We start from the raw sequence: 21,381 nt of genomic DNA, 5'->3' as shown, positions 1-21,381 counted from the left end.
TTCAAAAACTAAAAGTAAAATGGACATTATTTTCGACCTGATTGAAAAAGAGAGACAAAGACAATCCCATGGATTAGAGCTTATTGCATCAGAAAACTTTGTTTCTGAGAATGTAATGAAAGCAATGGGAAGTGTACTGACCAACAAATATGCTGAAGGATATCCCGGAAAAAGATATTACGGAGGCTGTGAAGTAGTAGATGAGGTTGAAACATTAGCCATCAACAGAGCAAAAGAACTTTTCGGTGTTGACTATGTTAACGTACAGCCGCATTCTGGGTCTCAGGCTAATGCTGCCGTTTATCTTGCAGTTTTGAAAGCAGGAGACAAAATTATGGGAATGGATCTTTCAATGGGAGGGCACCTTACTCATGGTTCAGGAGTTAATTTCTCAGGAATTCAGTATCAGGTGGTTTCTTACGGTGTTCAGAAAGAAACAGGACTTATTGATTATGATCAGATGAGAGAGGTTGCTTTGAGAGAAAGACCTAAAATGCTTATCGCAGGTTTTTCAGCCTATTCAAGAGATCTTGATTATGCTAAATTCAGAGAGGTTGCAGATGAAATCGGGGCTACACTTTGGGCAGATATCGCTCACCCGGCTGGTTTGGTGGCAAAAGGACTATTAAATTCTCCATTCGAACATTGTCATGTTGTGACGACTACTACCCACAAGACTTTAAGAGGTCCAAGAGGAGGGATGATCATGATGGGTAAAGATTTCGAAAATACATATGGCCACAAAACACCGAAAGGAGAAACAAAAATGATGAGCCAGGTATTGGACGGAGCTGTTTTTCCTGGAATTCAGGGTGGACCGCTGGAACATGTTATTGCAGGTAAAGCAGTTGCTTTCGGTGAGGCATTGGATGGGCAGTTCGAGATTTATGCCAAGCAGGTTAAAGCCAATGCACAGGCATTGTCAAAAGCAATGACAGACAGAGGCTTCGATATTGTAAGCGGTGGCACAGATAACCACTTAATGCTGGTGGACCTTAGAAATAAGAATGTAAACGGAAAAGAAACAGAAAAGGCATTGGTGCTTGCAGATATTACTTGTAACAAAAACATGGTTCCTTTTGATGACAAATCGCCGTTCACAACTTCCGGCATCAGACTGGGAACAGCAGCGATCACGACAAGAGGTCTTAAAGAAAATGATATGGATACTATTGCAGGACTAATTTCTGAAGTGGTTGACAATATCAAAAATGAAGAAGTTATCACTTCAGTCAGAAAGAAAGTAAATGAACTGATGGAAGGCAGAGCTCTGTTTAACTATTAATTTGATTTAAAACAGTATAATAAAGAATGGGCACTCTGTCCATTCTTTTTCATATCTATTATGGAGAAGAAATCTTTCACCTTTGATGAAATAAAGCTGAAACTGGTAAACTACTGTGTTTATCAGGACCGTTGTCACGCGGAGGTTGAGCAAAAAATGAAAGAGTTTTTGCTGATTGATGAAGCAAAAGATGAAATTATCCTGTACCTTCTGAAAGAGAACTATCTCAATGAAGAAAGATTTACACGCAGCTACATCAGGGGAAAGTTTTATATCAAGCACTGGGGTAGGAATAAGATCAGAATGCATCTTAAACAGAAGCAGATCTCAGAAAAGCTTATCAACAGCTGTTTTGATGAAATAGATGAAGATGATTATGAAAAAATGATCAGAAAAATATTCGAAGACTATTATTCCAGACAAAAAGGAATGCAGGAATATCAGAAAAAATCTAAAACAATAAAATATTTAATGAGCAGAGGCTTTGAATATGAAAAAATAAATGATACTTTTGACGAAACATGAATAGATAATTGAAAAAAGAAAAAATTTGGCTCTCACCTCCTCATATGGGAGGAAATGAGCTTGAATATATACACAACGCATTTGATAGCAACTGGATTTCACAGTATGGCTCTAACATAGATGAATTTGAAAAGAACCTGGAAAATTACTTAGGCAACAATTCATTTGTCACGGCTTTGTCTTCCGGTACTGCAGCTATTCATTTAGCATTAAGATTGTTAAATGTAGAAGAATGTGATTTTGTAATCTGCCAGTCTTTTACCTTTGTAGCCTCTGCCAATCCCATTCTTTACCTTAAAGCCGTTCCTGTATTCGTAGATAGCGAAAGCCAAACCTGGAATTTGTGTCCCAATGCTCTGGAAGATGCTATAAAATATTGTATTCAGCAGGGAAAAAAGCCTAAAGCTATTATTGCAGTATCCTTATATGGAATGCCCTTTATGGCGGAAGAAATACTCCAGATCTCAAAAAAATATGAAATTCCTATTGTTGAAGACAGTGCAGAAGCACTGGGTAGTCAATATAAAGGGCAGCCCTGCGGAACTTTCGGAGACCTTTCTGTTATAAGTTTTAATGGTAACAAAATTATTACCACTGGCGGTGGCGGAATTTTGATCTCAAGAAATCCACATTTCAAAAGCAGAGCATTTATCCTTGCAACACAAGCCAAAGATAAAGCAGAATTTTACAGTCATTCTGAATTAGGATATAATTACAGGATGGATAATATTGCAGCAGGGATAGGAAGAGGACAGATGGAGACACTAGACGAAAAAATCAAACAAAAGAGAAAAAATCATGATTTTTATCAAGAACTGGTGAAAAATAGTGAAAATATTGAACTGTTTTCTGCCCCAAACAATGACTTTTTCTCAAACTATTGGCTTAATACTGTAATTTTAAAAAATGAACTTTCGAAAGAAAAGCTTAGAGAGATATTTACCCAGAATGATATAGAAACCAGATATCTATGGAAACCAATGCATCTTCAGCCCCTATATAAAAAGTGTAAGTTTTTTGGAAATAACTTATCTGGTACACTTTTTGACACAGGACTTTGCCTCCCGTCAGGGACCAATTTAACAAATGATTACATATCTAGAATTTCTGAAGTTTTAGAAAATGAAATTCACTAAATTTGTTTAAAATTTAAGGATAGATAGGATTTTATTTTATTTTTGTATCCATTCTTAAGAATTAATATTAATGAAAGCAGGGGTTAACTTATTAAACATGAACACAATTACAGACAATGTACAACTCTCTTAGAAAAAAAATATTCGGAGGTGATAATGTTGTCAATCTCTCAGACGTAAGATATCTTCCCAGATGGATAATACTTGTAATAGATATTATTATTCTGGTGATGTCTTTATTTCTTTCTACTTATACTATTGAAAAAATTACCCAGAAAGAGTTTATTTATCATGAAGATAAAAGCATTGTTTTTGCCTTTATTATTTTGATAAATACAATTTTCATGTATTTTTTCAAAACCTATGCAGGAATTATAAGGCACTCTACGTTTATTGATCTTTTCAAACTGCTGATTTCCTGCTTCTGTACTATGACAGTAGTAGGATTGGTCAATCTTATCTATTTTTGGTTTACAGGTGGGAAGTTTATACTGACACCATTCCTTATACTGTATTTTATTATTTCTTTTATGGGACTGTTCCTTTTCAGACTGTATGTGAAAGAGTTTTTCCATATTGTAAGAGAGTATAGAAGGAGCACTCTTAAGAAAAGAATTTTGGTACTTGGTATTGATGAACAATCTATTGCTATAGCCCGCGCTATTCTGGATAACCCGAGTTTACCTTATCAGGTGGTAGGCTTTCTTACGCAGAGAACAGACTCCAAAAGAGCTTCTTTATTAGGGAAACCTATTTATGAGAAAAAAAGAATAGAGGAAGCTACAAAAGAGGATCTCATTATCGACGGAGTCATTATTGTAAAAGAAATGATGTCTAAAGATGAAATGAACTCATGGGTTAATTTATTTTTAGAAAAAGACTTAAACATATTCAAAGCGCCATCTGTACAAAAATTAAGAGACAGTGATTTGGGAGGAGCAATCCGAAATCTTCAGATTGAAGATTTACTTAACAGGAAACCAATAAAAATAGAAAGTGAAGAAGTCAAAAGCAGGCACTTTAATAAAAATATACTGGTAACAGGTGGTGCAGGATCTATCGGAAGCGAAATCGTAAGACAGGTAGCACAGTTCAACCCTTCATTGATTGTTGTTCTGGATCAGGCTGAAACACCACTATATGATGTAGAACTTGAAATGAAGGAAAAATTTCCTCATATCAGATTTAAATTTGTTTTGGCCGACGTTTCTATTATACATAGAGTTGAACCTATATTCCAAACCTACAATTTTTCAATGGTGTACCATGCGGCTGCCTATAAGCATGTTCCGTTGGTCGAGGAAAATCCTAATGAAGCTATCCGTGTCAACGTTTTAGGATCAAAAAATATTGCTGTTTTATCAAGCCGTTATAAAGTCAACAGATTTGTAATGATTTCTACAGATAAAGCTGTAAATCCTACCAATGTAATGGGTGCTTCCAAAAGGGCAGCTGAGTTATTCGTTCAGTCATTACAGCATGTTGAAGGAAATACAACAAAATTTATTACTACCCGATTTGGAAACGTATTAGGATCAAACGGTTCAGTTATTCCACATTTTAAAAGGCAGATTGAAGCCGGAGGTCCGGTAACTATTACTCATCCGGATATTGTAAGATACTTTATGACCATTCCGGAAGCCTGTGAGTTGGTTCTTCATGCGGGAACAATGGGGCAGGGAGGAGAAATATTTGTCTTCGATATGGGAGAGCCGGTAAAAATACTTGACCTTGCTAGAAGGATGATTAAATTATCCGGATTTGAACCCAATATTGATATAAAGATAATATATACAGGTCTTAGGCCAGGTGAAAAACTGTATGAAGAGCTTTTAAGCGATAATGCCAAAACACTTCCTACCCATAATGAAAAAATCATGATTTCTAAGGACCCGACTATGGAATTTCTGGAAATAGAAAACCTTATCAACTTGATTACGGATGCTTCTGTAATGGAAGATAAAGTAAATGTAGTCAAGCTTTTAAAAACAATTGTTCCGGAGTTTAAGAGCAATAATTCTGTGTATGAACAATTAGATAAATAAGTAAATTATAAATGTATATTTGTACAATTTAAGGAATATGAAAAGTAAAATATTGGTTGTATTAATGGCATTTTGGTTGGTCTCGTGTAAAACAAACCCTAATGCAAAAAATGATCTGAATTATATGCAGAACATAGAGAAGGTAGCTGTTGAGTCTTCTTCCAGAAATTCTAATAATACGATACAAAGTGGTGATCAGTTGGTGATATTGGTGACAGCTAAAGATATGGATGTTGTAAGGCCGTTTAATCAAAACTATTCTTCATCAGAACTTGTTCAGACGAATGCTCTCGCAGGAGGTAATACACCTAACCAAGGTGCAAATACTATAGTAGGGCCTACTTATATTGTAGACACGGAGGGTAATATAGATTTTCCAATACTGGGTAAACTTAATACATCAAATAAAACACTAGTCGATTTCAAAGAGGAGTTAAGAAATAAAATGACACAGTATGTAATTAATCCTACTGTGAATGTAAGATTTACCAATTTTAAAGTTACAGTTCTTGGAGAAGTAAATAGACAAGGGGACTATACTATTTCAAATGGACAGGCTACTATTTTAAATGCATTAGGGTTAGCCGGGGATTTGACGGTGTATGGAAAAAGAGATGATGTTTTAGTTATTAGAACAGAAAACGGTAATGTTACACATGGAAAAGTAAATTTATTGGATGCAAATTTGATTAATTCACCATACTACAATCTAAAACAAGGAGATGCAATTATAGTTCCTGCTAATAATACTAAAGATATAATATCCAAACAAAATCCAAACACAGGAATATACCTAACAGCTGCTTCAATTGCAATAACTGCGATTGCAGTTGTTGTAAGTTTAATAAAAAAATAGAAGTGAAACTTAATAATCTAAAGTAAATATGCTTTATTTTTTAAGATATCTTAGCAATTAGAACACAAAATGAATGAGATTAGATCATATAAAATAGCAATTATTGGACAGGGATATGTTGGTTTGCCTTTATCCTTAGAATTTTCAATTTATTTTCCGGTTTTAGGATTTGATATTAATACCGAAAGAATTGATCAACTTAATAATGGCGTTGATGTAACCCTTGAAGCAGATATAAAAAAACTTAATGAGAGTTTAAAAAAATATGAAGATTCAAATGGCGAGATAGGTTATAAAGGGACCAGTGAATTGAATGATATTTCTGATTGCAATATTTTTATAGTAACTGTGCCAACACCAATTGATAAGTATAAAACTCCTGATTTAAGCTCGTTAATTTCAGCTTCAAAAATGCTTGGAGAAATTATAAAGAAAGGTGATATAGTAATATTTGAATCCACTGTTTTTCCTGGTTGTACAGAAGAGGAATGTGTTCCTGTGCTGGAAAAATATTCTGAGTTAAAGTTCAATGAAGATTTTTTTGTGGGATATTCTCCTGAAAGAATTAATCCAGGTGATAAAGTAAATACTTTAACAAATGTAAAAAAGGTTACTTCTGGGTCCACAAAGGAAATAGCTGATGAGATAGATAATTTATATAAAAAAATTATTATAGCAGGAACTCATCAAGCATCAAGCATCAAGGTAGCTGAAGCATCTAAAGCAATTGAAAATGCTCAAAGAGATGTAAATATTTCTTTTGTTAATGAGTTAGCATTAATATTTGATAGAATGGGAATTGATACTAATGATGTTCTCGAAGCTGCAGGTACAAAATATAATTTTCTTAAATACAAACCCGGATTGGTAGGCGGACATTGTATTTCTGTAGATCCATATTATTTAGCTCATAAGGCAGAGCAGTTAGGATATTATCCAGAGGTTATTTTATCTGGACGCAGAGTAAATGACTCGATTACAAAGTTTATAGCTTCGAAAGTGGTTAAATTATTAATATCAAAGAGTAAAGTTATTAAGAATTCACAGACTTTAATTTTAGGGATAACATTTAAGGAAAATTGTCCTGATATCAGAAATACAAAAGTAATTGATATCTATAACGAATTGGAAGAATATGGAATAGAAGTAGATATTTTTGATCCATGGGCTAATAAGCTGGAAGTTAAACACGAATATGGTGTGGATATTTTAGATCGGATTCCGGATGATAAAAAATATGATTCTATTATCATTGCAGTATCCCATAAGGAATTCCTTACATTGGACTATAAGAAAATGAAAAAAGAGAATAGTGTTATTTTTGATACTAAAGCTTGTATTGATAGAAGTTTGGTAGATGCAAGACTATAATCTAGAATAATAAACTAATCAATATCTGTTGCTAATATATAACAGAATAACTTGTAAAATTTAAAACTAAATAATGGATAATCCAGTTATTGAGGAATCAGAAAAAATTAATATTGAGGAAATAATTAAACCTTATTTAAAAAATTGGTTATGGTTTATTATTGTTCCTATAATTTCTTTAATTGTAGCGTATTTTTATTTAAGGTTTGCTATACCTATATACAGTATTCAATCATCGGTACTTATTAAAGATGCCAAAAAAGCAACTTCTGCAGCTGGAGATTTTGGTGTATTATCAGATCTGTCAACATTGGGAGGAATGGGAACAAATAGTATTGATAATGAAATACAAATTTTTAAATCTAAAAAACTAATGCAAGAGGTTGTAAAACAGCTAAGGTTGCAAACATCTATCTATACAAAATATGGTTTAAAAGAAAAAGAGCTTTATAAAAATACCTCTCCCATAGCTATTGAAGTAGTTAATGAAAAGCCTTTTACTAAAGTGCCTACAAAGCCAATTTCAATTGAAATTTCGGGAGAAAATATAACATTAACAAGTGATGAGCTGCCTGAGATTAAAGCCCGTTTTAATAAAGTCATAAGTCTTCCTTATGCCAATATTATAATTTTGAAAAATGCAAAGTTCAATAAATTAGAAGCAGGAGAAGTAGGAGATTTATATATGACCTATTCAACTATTGACGATGCCGTAAATAGTATACAGGGAATGCTGAATGTGGCGTTGCGAAATAAAGATGCAACAGTAATAGGACTATCTTTGAATTATGCAAATATTTCTAAAGCTAAAGATATTATAAATAAATTAGTAGAAGCCTATAATAATGATGCTATCTCAGATAAAAATTCTGAATCTAAAAAAACAAAAGATTTTATAGATGACAGGATCAATATTATATCAAATGAATTGGGTCAGGTAGAAAATGAAAAAGAAAAGTTCAAATCTAATAATCAGATTACAGATTTAGGAACAGAGGCAAAAATTAATCTTGAAGCTTCGGCAGAAGCTCGGGCAAAGCAAATTGATCTGGAATCTCAGCTTGAATTGACAAATGCATTGATCAATTTTATGGGTAAGCAGAATAACAGTCAGGTTTTGCCTACAAATATTGGTCTAAATAATACTACTGCCACTGCTAATATTTCCGCATATAATCAGTTGGTATTGGAAAGAAACCGATTGTTAGAAAATGCAACTCCTCAGAACCCACTGATTATAGATCTTAATAAGCAAATTTCATCTTTAAAAGGCTCTGTAATGGAAAGCCTGATTAAAAATAAAACTGGGATTCAGTTAGCTAAAAACCAATACGAAGGAGAACAAAATAAGATTAGTTCAAAAATCACAAAGATTCCTGCTCAGGAAAAAATGTTTAGAAGCATTGAGCGTCAGCAACAGATAAAAGAAAACCTTTATCTGTTATTGTTACAGAAACGAGAAGAGATAGCTATTTCCTTAGCTGTAACAGCTAATAAAGCAAGAATTGTTGATTATGCTTATGCTTCCCCTAAACCGGTTGCCCCGAAAAAGCTTCTTTTTTTGGGAGCAGCATTAGTATTGGGACTTCTCTTGCCTTTTATTGTTATTTATCTTAAAGAATTATTTAATAATAAAGTTAAAACTAAACATGATTTAGAAAAACTTTCTCATGGAAAATCTGTAATAGGTGAAATTCCAAGCTTAGAGAAAGGCGAAGATGAACTTATAAAAGTTAATGATCTTTCACCAATAGCAGAATCTTTCAGAATTCTTATCACCAACATGAATTTTATGTTACCGAAAAAGAAAGATGCGAAAATCGTTTTTGTTACATCTACAGTGAAAGGAGAAGGAAAGACTTTTGTATCAGTTAATTTGGCACTTACTCTAGCTACTCCAAGCAAAAAAGTAATTATCATTGGTTCTGATATCAGAAACCCACAACTTCAAAGATATAATCCTGCCAGAAAAGGTTTACTAGGACTTACAGAGTATTTATACGAACCAAAAACCCAGTTGAAGGATATTGTTCATGTATCTACATTTAATCCTTATTTGGATGTTATTTATTCTGGTAGTATCCCCCCAAACCCTACCGAGCTTTTAACGAATGGGAGATACGAAACCCTGTTGGAAGAACTGAAGGGTAAATATGATTACATTATTTTAGATACAGCACCATTAATGTTGGTGACTGACACATTCCTTTTTGCAGAAGCTGCCGATGTTACTTTATACGTAACAAGATCAGGATACACAGAAAAAACACTAATAGATTTTGCTAACAGTAGTATAGACTCTGGAAAAATCAGAAACGTAGGTTTTGTTTTAAATGATGTGAATAAAGATTATTTTGCATACGGAAACAAATACGGTTATGGTTACGGAGCCCATACAAAAAGTTGGTTTGAAAAAATGAAAGAAAAATTATAATGTCAAGAATCGTTAATGTAATTTTATCAGGAGGCGTTGGTAGCCGTCTTTGGCCGTTGTCACGAAAAAATAAGCCTAAACAGTATTTAAATATTTTTGGTAATAAATCTTTATTTCAACTTACAGCACTTAGAAATAAAAATCTGTCTAATGATATTTTAATACTTGGTAATATTGATAATTGTCTCCTGTCGCAAACAGCACTTTCAGAAATTGACATTGATCAGTATCAGCAGATTATCGAGGCAACACCCAGAAATACTGCTGCTGCAATAGCATTGGCTGCATTTGCGGCAGACGATGAAGATATTTTATTGATTACCCCGTCAGATCACTTGATTGAAAACCAAGTAGAGTATGAAAAATCAATCAATGAAGCGATACAATTAGCCAAAGAGGGTTACCTGATTACTTTCGGATTGGTTCCTACGCGACCGGAAACTGGTTTTGGCTATATTCAGGTGAAGGGGAATGATGTGGTAAGCTTTAGAGAGAAACCAAATTTAGAAACGGCTCAGGAATTTCTCGATAGTGGAAATTTTCTTTGGAATTCCGGAATGTTCTGCTTTAAGGCTAAAGTATTCTTAGAAGAGCTGAAAAAATATCAACCAATGGTTTTTGATACCTCAAAAAAAGCATTTGAAAAATTACATGATAATCAGCTTCCTCTGGAAGAAAGCAAGGAAATTCCCTCAATATCTGTAGACTATGCCGTGATGGAAAAAACAACCCGGTTAAAAGTTGTAAAATCTGACTTCAATTGGTCAGATATGGGGTCCTTTGAGTCTCTTTATGATTATCTGAAGGCTAATGGAAAGCCAATAGATAAACATGGTAATATGGTAATTGGCACAGATATTCACACAGAATTTTTAGGAATAAAAAAAAGTATTCTTATCATTACAAGTGATGCAATATTGATTTTGAAAAAAGATAAATCGCAAAAAGTAAAAGACGTGTATGAGCAATTATTTGTTGATAAAATAGAGCTTTTATAAAATTAAAATTTCTCAATGACTGTTTTTAAAAACTATATTTTCAATTTTTTGCTTCTTACAAGCCAATTATTGTTTCCATTAATTGTAATGCCCTATACAAATAGAATTCTGGGCCCTAAAACAGTTGGTATATTTAATCTTGTTGATAATTTTGCTCAATATTTTATCACAATTGCCGCGTTAGGAATTTCTGTTTATGGAGTTCGAGAAATCTCAAAAGCGAAGTTTGTTTCAAAACAAAATCTAAATGAAACTTTCTCAGAACTTATAAGTATCAATAGTATTTTGACTGTTTTCGTTTTAATTGTATACTTTTTTTTTGTTTTTTTTAATCCAACTGTTAAGGCTAATCAAACTTATTATTTAATAGGGAGTATTCAGGTGTTGGTTGGCGTTTTCTCATTAGAATGGTTCTTTCAAGGCACAGAAAATTTTAAATTTATAGCAGTTAGAACACTTATAGTAAAGATTCTCAGTATAGTAGCTGTTTTTCTTTTTGTAAAAGATGCTTCTGATGGTCTTATTTATTACTTTATTACAGTTTTAACATTTGTCTTAACATCAATTTTAAATATTATTTTTATCAATAAGACAATTGAGTATAGACTACCTTCAATAAAAAATCTTAAGAAGCATTTATCTCCATTACTTACTTTCTTTACTACTAAATTTATGATTAGTATTTATGTTACTATGACTACTATTTTATTGGGTTTTTTAAGTACTGAACAAGGTGTGGGATATTTTTCTTTAGCTTTTAGGGTTTTTAATATAGTTGTAATTTTGGTATCATCACTTACAACTGTTGTATTATCAAAAACAGCAATTATGGTAACTGAGGATAGAAAAGCTTTCCAAGACCTAATTAGTAAAATTGTTATTTTTAATATTTTTATGGGTTTACCGGCTGCAATTTTGGTTAATTTATATGCCAAAGAATTTATAGATGTTTTAGGAGGGAAATCATTTGAACCTGCTGTTTTTTCTTTAAAATTTTTTTCTGTTCTTATTTTTGTAATTCCATTTAGTAATTTATTTGCATTAAACATTTTAACGCCTTTAAAAAAAGAAAATGATTTTCTGAAAGCAACTATTATAGGAACTATTATAAGTCTAATCCTCAATTTTTCTTTAATTCCTTCGAAAGGTTATTTAGGGGCGACATATGCATTTTTAACTACAGAAATAATTGTTTCACTATCATTGTTCTATTTTGCTTATAGGAGACAAAAATTTAATTTACATTTATCTTTTCTATTTAAAACTTTTGTGGCTAGTAGTTTTTTTATCCCCATATATTATTTTCTCCCAGATATTAATACATTACAACGGTTACTATTAGGTATGTTTATATCAGGTGTATTTTATTTATTGTTTCAAATATTTATTATTAAGGATTCAATTATTATTTATTACATCAAGCCATTTTTGAAAATAAAACTAAATCAAAATGAGAAAAAATAATAATACTTATATATCTGTTGTTATTCCCTGTTATAACGTAGAACGTTTTCTCCATACGGCATTAGATTCAATTCTCAATCAAACTTATCCATATTTTGAGGTTATATGTATTGATGATTATTCAAGTGATAAAACATTAGAGATTTTAAAACTCTATGCAGAAAAAGATGAGAGAATAAAGGTATTTGCAAATAAAGAAAACTTAGGTGTAACCACTACAAGAAATTTGCTTATTAATTATTCACAATATGAATATGTTTTATTTATGGATTCGGATGATGTATCTGATATTCAGCGTATTCAAAAGCTAGTAGAAGAGAAGGACAAGTATAATGCCGACATTGTTTCGTCTAATTATACCTTTATTGATGAGAATGGTAGTCCACTTAAAACGAATGGGTTAGATCTATTGAAAACTAAGTTAGGAATAAAATTTGTAACTTTTTTCAATTCCCCAATTCCTCATGCACCCTCACTAGTTAGAAAAAAACTACTCACAGATAATAATTATAATGAGAATTATAAAGCTGCTGAAGACTATAAACTATTTTCAGATTTAATTTGTAATGAAGAGCTAAATGTTAGAATTCTTGACGAATCATTATATCTATATAGGATAAATCAAATGGGCATGTCAATGTCAAACAATCATTCACAAATAGAAAGTCATATTAGAATTGCTACAGAATTTATTTGTAAAGAGTTTGGGAAGTGTGATAATTATGATTTTTGGAGACTTTCTAAATTTGATATATCTTTGGAAGTATTATCTCGAAGTCACATAATATCTTCCTTGAAACAAATTAATCAAATTAGAGTATTATATCTAAACAAATATAACCTCTCAAAACAAGAGAGGGAAGAAGTAAATAGATATACGGCCCAGTATTATATTTTCAGCTATTATAGTTTGCTTAAACAAGCATTTAAAAATAAAAAAATTATCAAAGCTTTAAGTTGTATTTCTATAAGTTTTATAAACAATATTAATATACTAATAAATGTTAAAAATATAAAATGGATGATCAAGAAAATATAAAATTATCAATAGTAATACCCACAGTGGGTCGTACAGAAGAATTAGATAATCTATTGGGATCAATAGAAAAAGCTAAGCTGGATTTTCGATATGAGATAATCATTATTGATCAAAATGATAAGTGTTTTTTAGATAATATAATAAATAAATACAATAAAAGGCTACCAATTATTCATGAAATAGTTTCTTTTAAAGGGTTATCTAAAGCAAAAAACCAAGGAGTTAAGTTAGCCTCGGGAAAATTTATAAGTTTTCCAGATGATGATAGCAAAATTTTACACGATACATACCAAAATGCTTTTGTAGAAATTGAAAATAATAATCTTGATATGGTATTTGGAAAATGTATTGATGAGAAAGGAATAGATAGTGTTTTAAATTTCAAAAAAGAATCAACTTTTCTTAATCAACGAAATATGTTAGGAGGTTTTGTTGAAGCTACTGTAATAAGTAAGATAGATATATTGAAAAAATGGAATTTTGATGAAAATATGGGAGCTGGGTGTTTCTTTGGAGCAGAAGAAGGATATGATTGGTTGTACAGAATTCTCACAGAAGATACTTCCTTGAATATAATGTATTCGCCGAGAATTCAATTTTTTCATCCTCAGGTACTTTTATCTAAAGGTGATGAAAATTCTTTAAATCGTGTATTTAAATATCGATGTGGAACTGCATATCTTTGTGTAAAACATGATTTTAGACTTAAATTAAAAAAAAGAATTTGGCTTAGCCGTATTGCTTCTTTTATCTATTATCCACTGAATAGAAAAAAAGCAAGTTACTATAATGTAGAAAAAAATGCATTGCAACTAGGTAAAGAATTTGCTAAACTAAAACTAAATAAATGATACTATTCAAAAAGCTACTTTCATCCTTTGGGATATTTCAGTACTTTGTATTAATAATATGCTATTTGTTTTTAGTTGTATATAAAAATGATACATTATTAATTCTAGCATTTTTTTATAGTTTGTTTTTGGGTTTTTTTGTCATTAAAAATAGAGTTGATTATTTATTAGCAAATGGAAATGCATTAATATTTCTTATATTTCTCTTTTTGTATGGAATTTTTCAGGCTATGATAGAGAAAATACTAAATGGTGAAATATCAGATAACGTTTATATATCCAGTATAATTTATGCTTCAGCAATTCCAGCCTATATAATAGGTTGGTCTTTTAATAAAAAAGAACAATATGATAAATTGTACGAGTCTAATATTAAGGAATATAAAAATAATAATGGATATAATCTTTTTCTTATAATTATACTACTTATTCTAATTGGTTATGTTACGTATTTTTTCTATTCTATAGGGGCTCTTTTTAATCCATCGGTATTGGAAAAAGATCGTTCAACTTTATTCGAAGAAAGAGGAATGGGGAGCATTGTGATTGGATTGCTCATCTCGGGTATATTTTTACATTTTATTTACTATTTTAAGAAAATCCCAAAAAAAATTCGATATTTTGTTATAGCAATTTTGATATATTATATTTTGTTACAACTTAGTGCAGGAAATAGAAGAGATTTTATGCCAATGATTTTAGGTATTTTTTGGGTGGTTGTCAATATTCGTAAAATAAAATTTACATTTTCTTTGTTAGTTGGTCTCTTAATAGCAATATCAGTTTTTCAGTACCTAGGTACAATTCGAAGTAATTTATCCTCGGGATTAACGAATGTTTCAAATGAACAGAATATCATTAATACTTTACAAAGTAACGAATTTGTTTATCCATTTTACACATTAAGTTTTGATGTTAAAAATTATCAAAATAATCAATTAGATTTAAAATATGGTGAATCCTATTTATATCCCATAATTTTTTTTATTCCTAGAAATATTTATCCTGAAAAACCATATTCTCTTGCTGATCAATTTATCAAAAGAAATTTTGGAAGTAGATATACAATGGGATTTGCATACACTCCTGTAACGGAAGCATTTGTAAACTTTGGATATGTAGGTCCATTTTTCTTTTATTTATTTTTAGGCTTTTTAATTAATAAGGTTGCGAATAAAAAGAATCAGGTTTTAAATTTTATTTTTTTTACCATGATTCTTGATCTAAGTAGGGGAGAATCAGGCACGTTTTTCTATCAATTTTTTTTCGTTTCATTATTTTTGCTTATAATACCAGGTATAATAAAATTAATTCAAATGAGATGAAAATCGTATTCGATAATATCATATATTCACTTCAAAACTCTGGAGGAGGCTCGGTTTATTGGACTGAACTTATAAAAAGGTTCAGTGCGGACAAAAGATTGGATGCTGTATTTTATGAACAAAAAGAGCCCAATAATAATATTTTTAGAAGAGAACTTTCACTTCATAATGTAGAAAAAGAAACTTTTCTAAGTTTAAAGATTAGGAGATATTTAAACTTTACGAAGTCAATACAGGAAAAGAGTATATTTCATTCCAGTTATTTTAGGATTTCAGGATCAAAATATGCGATCAATGTAACAACGATACACGATTTTACAACTGAAAAATTTAGAACCGGTTTAGCCCGTTGGGTGAATTTGCAACAAAAAAAACATGCCGTTTTGAACTCTGATGGTATTATTTGTATTTCGGAAAATACCAAAAAAGATCTTTTGCATTTTGTTCCGAATTTAGATCCCAAAAAAATTAGAGTTATTTACAATGGTGTGAGTAATGACTTTTTCAAAATAAATGAGAATTTTGAAATTTCGCAGAAAACCCCAAAATTCGCGATTCTTGAAAATTATAAATATTTACTCTACATAGGCCACAGAACAGAGTATAAAAATTTTCCTATAGCAGTTAAAACTGCTGCGAAAGTTAAGGATAAATATAAACTAGTAATTATAGGAGAGCCATTTAATGATGATGAAAAATTGTACGTTGAATCTTTATTGGGAACACAATATATTCAGGTTTCTAGACTAAATAATGAGGATCTGAATTTTTTATATAATAAAGCCTTCGTGCTTCTATATCCATCATCATACGAAGGATTTGGTATTCCGCTAGTGGAGGCTATGAAAACACATTGCCCGGTTATTGCAAGTAAAAACTCTTCAATACCGGAAGTCGTTGGAGATGCAGCCGTATTGTATGATGATATCAATGAGAATTTGATGGCTGATGGTATTTTGAAATTAGAGGATGAATTATTTAGAAGAGAATTAATTCAAAAAGGAATTTTGCAATTTCCTAAATTTGACTGGGATAAAACTTATTTGAAATATTTGGAATTTTATAAAGAATTGTATGATGGGAGGTAAGCTGACACAATACGGTTTTTGGGGATTATGCAAAATGACTTTGAATCTGATTAGAACTAAATTTACCTTTTCAGATGCTCGTATCGTTCGTTTCCCAATCGATATTCGTGGTAAAAAGTTTATTAAAGTTTCAAAAGGTTTTACAACAGGTGTAGGATGCAGGATAGAGGCATATCCGGAAAATAAGCAACCCACTTTATTCTTTGGCGAGAATTTTCAGATGAACGATTATGTTCATATAACAGCAATGGAAAAAGTGGAAATAGGGAACAATGTCTTATTTGCGAGTAAAATTTATGTGTCAGACTGTTCACATGGAAGCTATGCGGGAAATGAAAATGATTCTTCTCCAGATTCAATTCCGCATGATAGAAAATTATTTTCAAAACCAGTTATCATTGAAGATAATGTTTGGTTAGGTGAATTTGTTTCTGTCTTACCCGGAGTAGTTATAGGAAAGGGTACAATTGTAGGAGCCAACTCGGTAGTTTCAAAAAGTTTACCTGCAAATGTTATTGCGGTGGGGACTCCTGCGAAACCAATAAAAAAATATAATTTTGAAACTCAACGTTGGGAAAAATATAATGATTAATAAATACAAATTATGAAAAATATATTAATTACAGGTGGAGCCGGTTTTATAGGCTCTAATTTAGCGTTAAAACTGATTGATAAAGGTTATAATATTACGGTTTTGGATAACCTTTCGCCGCAAATACATGGTGATAATCCTGCCGAAACTTCCCCTTTGTATCTTAGCATTAAAGATAAGGTTAAATTTATTTTAGGTTCAGTAACCAGTGAGGAAGATTGGAAAAAAGCTTTAGAAGGTCAGGATGCTATCATCCATTATGCTGCCGAAACCGGTACGGGACAATCTATGTACGAAGTAAAAAAATATATTGATGTTAATATTGGTGGAACTGCTATTCTTTTAGATTTATTGGTCAATACAAAACATAATATTAAAAAAGTAGTGGTGGCTTCTTCCCGTTCTATTTATGGAGAAGGTAAGTACATCAGTCAAGAGCTCGGTGCAGTCTATCCGACACAGCGTACTGCAGATTATATGGATAAAGGTGATTTCGAAGTGAAATATCCTGGTTCTTCTGCTCTTACTTTGGTAGGAACAGATGAAACTTCAAAAATTCATCCTTCATCTGTTTATGGTATTACAAAACAAAACCAGGAACAGATGGTGCTTACAGTTTGTCCTACAATTGGTATTGCTGGTGTTGCATTCCGTTACCAAAATGTTTATGGGCCTGGCCAATCTTTGAAAAACCCATATACAGGAATTCTTTCTATTTTTTCGACTCAAATTAAAAACGGTAACGGGATCAACATTTTCGAAGACGGAAAAGAAACCAGAGATTTTGTTTTTATTGATGATGTGGTAGATGCTACTATTTTAGGTTTGGAGAAAGAGGAAGCTGACAATCATGTTTTCAATGTAGGAACTGGTGTTGCAACTAATGTTCTGGAAGTGGCCAATGGTCTAATCAAAAACTACGGTGTTGATGTTCCGATAACGGTTTCAGGAAATTATCGTTTAGGAGATATTCGTCACAATTACGCTGATTTAACGAAAATTAATTCTTTATTAGGATTTGAGCCGAAGGTAAGTTTTGAGGAAGGGCTAAAGAAATTCACAGAATGGGTAAATACTCAGGAAGTGCAGGAAGACCAATACCAAAAGTCAATTGATGAGATGAAAGCTAAAGGTTTATATAAATAGATTATTTTGAAAACAATTGCCTTAATTCTTATTTTATTTTTAAATTCAATAGGATTATCCGGACAAATTTTGTCGGTGAAAGAATTTAATGCCAAGGGAGATGGTGTTACTGATGATACTAAAGCTATCCAGAGTGCATTAAATAGTGGTAAGCCAATACGTTTTGAACAAGGAGTTTATTTAGTGAGAACTTTAGTTGTTCCTTATAACTTTAAAGGTTTAAGTATGGAAGGTGTTGGTTTTAATCATTGGCACAATGATGTAGGAACAGTACTAAAATCAATAGGAAATGAGCCTATATTGAAGTTTGTAGACGGGTGTGATTGGGTGAAAATTTCTAATTTACGGTTCGATGGCAATAATATAGGGGGAATGGGTATTGATGGAACATTTGGTGGGGGATTGATTATTGATAATGTTGGCTTCTACAATTTCCAAACTATTGGTCTGAAATCGCGGCAAGGTTTGCTCAGGATTAGTAATTCGTTTTTTTATAAAAATAAAGTTGGTGTAGAGTTATTCTCAGACAGCACTATTACTAATACTGAAATTACTGGAGGAGATGTTTGTCTTAAAATCGTTGCAGGTGGAAACAGACTCTCCAATATTTGGCTAAATAGTGCAAGTGAATGTTTACTTCTTTTAAAACCATTAGATGAAAAAACAGGACATCAAAATACATCTATTACAAATGCATATATTGGGGAACTATTTAATAATAATGGTCGGGAAGCTTACCAGATAAGAATTGAAGGCAACACAATTAAAAGAGTTCAGCAGATTCAGATTACAAATTCTTTTTTTGTGCATGCGACAGATACAAAAAGTATTAATAGTTTCTTTTATTTAAATAATTGCGATGAAATTATTATTAGTAATTCAAATTTTCTTGGCCGCTATACCTATTATAATAAAAATTCTTATACAAAAAACTTCGTTGTAGGTGAGAACAGCAATAATATCAAGATAATTGGTAATATTGTTAAAGGAATAAATCAGGAAGCTGTAATAATTAAAAATGGAGCTTACGACTGGAGTATATTAAATAATGATTTTATAGATTGTGCAGGCCTTAATAACGTAAATGCCGTAATAAAGGTGATCCCTAATTCTAGATCAATTATTACAAATAATAAATTTTTAGATTATAGAAATACACCAAACGTAGTAGCATTGCAAGTTGATAAATCAGGAGGTATGCTTTTTAAAGATAATTATATTTATTATCCAAATAAGAGTATTATTGTTGATTCTAAGAATATAGAAATTCCACAAACTAATAATTATAGATAAATGAATTTAAAAGGAAAAAACATACTTTTAATTTCGGTTAAATTTTTTAATTACGAAGTTCTCATCAAGCATAAGCTTGAAAAAATGAGTGCTTCTGTGAGCTTGTTTGATGAACGGCCTTCCAATTCATTTTTCAGCAAAGCGATTATCCGTATAAAAAAAGAAATGTATTCCGTTAAAATCAATCAGTATTTTAACGAGGTCATTGAAAAGATAAGAGATGAAAAGTATGACTATTTCCTTTTGATAAAAGGAGAAGCCACACCAAAGTTTTTTCTTGATTTTTTAAAGGCCAATAATCCGGGGATCAAATTTATTTTTTATACCTATGACTCATTCAAGAATAATTCGAATGGATTGGATATTTTAAGTTATTTTGATGCTAAATTTACTTTTGACAGTCAGGATGCAGTTCAGTATCAAATGAATTTCAGGCCTTTGTTTTTTGCACAGGACTATGGAAATCTATACGGAAAGAATAAAGAGTTTCAGAATGATCTGGCTTTTATTGGAACGGCACACTCAGACCGTTATTTAATTAGTGAAAAAGCTAAATCATGGTGTAATGGACATCAATTAAAAATGTTTACATTTTACTATTCTCCCAGCAAGCTTCTTTTTAAATATAAAAAAGCAACAGATAAGAATTTTAAAAACTTCGATTATAAAGATATATCATTCAATAGTCTTTCTCATAACGAAATTATTGATGTTTACAGGAATACAAAAGTGATTTTGGATATCAACCATCCGGGACAGGACGGTCTTACAATGAGAACCTTTGAAACATTAGGTGCCGGTAGAAAATTAATTACCACCAATCCTAAAATAAAAAAATATCCTTTTTATGATCCGCAGAATATCTATATCATAGAAAGAGAAGCAATAAAATTTGACATAAGTTTTTTCCTGACCGATTTTAAAGAAATGAATTCTGAAATTAGAGAAAGCATGTCTTTAAGGGGATGGATAAATGAAGTATTCGGTCTTTCATCTATTAAACACTGGGAGCAGGTTTTAGAACAATGATTATGAATGTAGCCGTTTTTGGAGGTTCCGGTTTTGTAGGAAAAAATCTCATGAAATCAAGATTGATTGATGCAGAAATTAAGGCTGTCTCATTAAGGGATATTTCTTGGAGGGAAGATGTAGGCTTGGTGGATATTATGATTAATCTTGTGGGCAAGGCACATGATCATAAAGGAACTGCGTCTGAAGAAGATTATTTTTTTGCCAATGTGGAATTGGTAAAAGAAATATTTGATATTTTTTTTAAATCGGATGCCAGACTGCTTATTCATGTGAGCTCTATTGCTGTTGTAGAAGAATTTGAATCTGAAAAACCATTGGAAGAGGAATCTATCTGTAATCCGTTTTCCATATATGGTAAGACTAAAAGGCAGGCAGAGGAATGGCTGTTAAAACAAATACTTCCAAAAAATAAAAAAGTGATTATCTTGAGACCTCCAATGATTCATGGTCCTGGAGATAAAGGCAACTTAGGATTACTTTATAAAATAATTTCGAAAGGACTTCCATATCCGCTGGCATCTTTTGAGAACAGTAGATCGTTTTTGTCCGTTGATAATTTCAATTTTTTTATATCGGAAATTATTAAAAACGAAAATGAAATTGAAACGGGAATTTATCATATCTGTGATAATGAACCTGTTTCAACCAAGGATATCATAAGCATTATAAAAAAGGTCACAAATAAAAAAACACTCAATTTATCTGTCCCTAAAATATTTATACAAGGAATTGCAAAAGCCGGAGATATTGTACCTCTTCCAATTAATACGAAACGATTGAAAAAGATGACAGGCAGTCTTTTGGTTTCAAATGAAAAGATAAAAAACATATTAAAAATTACAGATCTTCCTGTTTCATCACAGCAAGGCCTTGAAAAAACAATAAAAAGCTTCAGTTAAAG

The 21,381-nt window shown here is 31.5% G+C and carries 18 protein-coding genes; all 18 read left to right on the top strand.

Translation table 11 applies throughout. The features are described from left to right. Positions 1-19: 19 nt before the first annotated feature. The 18 genes from glyA (at position 20) to DRF60_RS04610 (ending at position 21,379) form a co-directional block, all read left to right on the top strand. Positions 20-1,285: a serine hydroxymethyltransferase gene (gene glyA, locus DRF60_RS04695; protein ID WP_116010954.1), complete on the top strand. Its 1,266-nt coding sequence runs from the start codon at positions 20-22 to the stop codon at positions 1,283-1,285. 60 nt (positions 1,286-1,345) lie between these two features. Then, positions 1,346-1,810, top strand: a complete 465-nt coding sequence (locus DRF60_RS04690) for a regulatory protein RecX (RefSeq protein WP_116010953.1) — start codon at positions 1,346-1,348, stop codon at positions 1,808-1,810. Positions 1,811-1,854: 44 nt separating this feature from the next. Further along, positions 1,855-2,946: an aminotransferase class I/II-fold pyridoxal phosphate-dependent enzyme gene (locus DRF60_RS04685; protein ID WP_116011087.1), complete on the top strand. Its 1,092-nt coding sequence runs from the start codon at positions 1,855-1,857 to the stop codon at positions 2,944-2,946. A gap of 116 nt (positions 2,947-3,062) precedes the next feature. Then, positions 3,063-4,991 carry a polysaccharide biosynthesis protein gene (locus DRF60_RS04680; protein ID WP_116010952.1) on the top strand — a complete coding sequence of 643 codons (1,929 nt, stop codon included), beginning with the start codon at positions 3,063-3,065 and terminating at the stop codon, positions 4,989-4,991. 37 nt (positions 4,992-5,028) lie between these two features. Then, positions 5,029-5,847, top strand: coding sequence for a polysaccharide biosynthesis/export family protein (locus DRF60_RS04675; protein WP_116010951.1), 819 nt, complete (start codon positions 5,029-5,031; stop codon positions 5,845-5,847). Positions 5,848-5,916: 69 nt separating this feature from the next. Further along, positions 5,917-7,218, top strand: coding sequence for a nucleotide sugar dehydrogenase (locus DRF60_RS04670; protein ID WP_185144570.1), 1,302 nt, complete (start codon positions 5,917-5,919; stop codon positions 7,216-7,218). A gap of 73 nt (positions 7,219-7,291) precedes the next feature. Next, positions 7,292-9,652: a GumC family protein gene (locus tag DRF60_RS04665; RefSeq protein ID WP_116010950.1), complete on the top strand. Its 2,361-nt coding sequence runs from the start codon at positions 7,292-7,294 to the stop codon at positions 9,650-9,652. Then, positions 9,652-10,650: a mannose-1-phosphate guanylyltransferase gene (locus tag DRF60_RS04660; protein WP_167443704.1), complete on the top strand. Its 999-nt coding sequence runs from the start codon at positions 9,652-9,654 to the stop codon at positions 10,648-10,650. Before DRF60_RS04665 ends, DRF60_RS04660 begins: the two co-directional genes overlap by 1 nt. Before the next feature lie 15 nt (positions 10,651-10,665). Next, positions 10,666-12,114: a flippase gene (locus DRF60_RS04655; RefSeq protein ID WP_116010948.1), complete on the top strand. Its 1,449-nt coding sequence runs from the start codon at positions 10,666-10,668 to the stop codon at positions 12,112-12,114. Further along, positions 12,101-13,153 carry a glycosyltransferase family 2 protein gene (locus tag DRF60_RS04650; RefSeq protein WP_116010947.1) on the top strand — a complete coding sequence of 351 codons (1,053 nt, stop codon included), beginning with the start codon at positions 12,101-12,103 and terminating at the stop codon, positions 13,151-13,153. Before DRF60_RS04655 ends, DRF60_RS04650 begins: the two co-directional genes overlap by 14 nt. Continuing rightward, positions 13,132-14,004 carry a glycosyltransferase family 2 protein gene (locus DRF60_RS04645; protein ID WP_116010946.1) on the top strand — a complete coding sequence of 291 codons (873 nt, stop codon included), beginning with the start codon at positions 13,132-13,134 and terminating at the stop codon, positions 14,002-14,004. Before DRF60_RS04650 ends, DRF60_RS04645 begins: the two co-directional genes overlap by 22 nt. Continuing rightward, positions 14,001-15,329 carry an O-antigen polymerase gene (locus tag DRF60_RS04640; RefSeq protein WP_116010945.1) on the top strand — a complete coding sequence of 443 codons (1,329 nt, stop codon included), beginning with the start codon at positions 14,001-14,003 and terminating at the stop codon, positions 15,327-15,329. Before DRF60_RS04645 ends, DRF60_RS04640 begins: the two co-directional genes overlap by 4 nt. Beyond that, on the top strand, positions 15,326-16,417 hold the full coding sequence (locus tag DRF60_RS04635) for a glycosyltransferase family 4 protein (RefSeq protein WP_116010944.1): 1,092 nt from the start codon (positions 15,326-15,328) through the stop codon (positions 16,415-16,417). The genes DRF60_RS04640 and DRF60_RS04635 overlap by 4 nt, the downstream gene beginning before the upstream one ends. After that, on the top strand, positions 16,404-17,009 hold the full coding sequence (locus tag DRF60_RS21825) for an LbetaH domain-containing protein (RefSeq protein ID WP_317125816.1): 606 nt from the start codon (positions 16,404-16,406) through the stop codon (positions 17,007-17,009). The genes DRF60_RS04635 and DRF60_RS21825 overlap by 14 nt, the downstream gene beginning before the upstream one ends. 12 nt (positions 17,010-17,021) lie before the next feature. After that, entirely contained in the window at positions 17,022-18,155 is a 1,134-nt protein-coding gene (locus tag DRF60_RS04625) for an NAD-dependent epimerase/dehydratase family protein (protein WP_116010943.1), read from the top strand. 6 nt (positions 18,156-18,161) lie between these two features. Beyond that, positions 18,162-19,448 carry a glycosyl hydrolase family 28-related protein gene (locus DRF60_RS04620; protein ID WP_157967925.1) on the top strand — a complete coding sequence of 429 codons (1,287 nt, stop codon included), beginning with the start codon at positions 18,162-18,164 and terminating at the stop codon, positions 19,446-19,448. Beyond that, positions 19,449-20,477, top strand: a complete 1,029-nt coding sequence (locus DRF60_RS04615; RefSeq protein WP_116010941.1) for a CgeB family protein — start codon at positions 19,449-19,451, stop codon at positions 20,475-20,477. Then, positions 20,474-21,379 (top strand): NAD-dependent epimerase/dehydratase family protein, encoded by a 906-nt coding sequence (locus tag DRF60_RS04610; RefSeq protein WP_317125815.1) that lies wholly within the window; start codon positions 20,474-20,476, stop codon positions 21,377-21,379. The genes DRF60_RS04615 and DRF60_RS04610 overlap by 4 nt, the downstream gene beginning before the upstream one ends. The last annotated feature ends 2 nt before the right edge of the window (positions 21,380-21,381 follow it).

The organism is Chryseobacterium elymi, from assembly GCF_003385495.1.
Lineage (GTDB): Bacteria > Bacteroidota > Bacteroidia > Flavobacteriales > Weeksellaceae > Chryseobacterium > Chryseobacterium elymi.
This window is presented reverse-complemented; position numbering and strand designations above follow the sequence as displayed.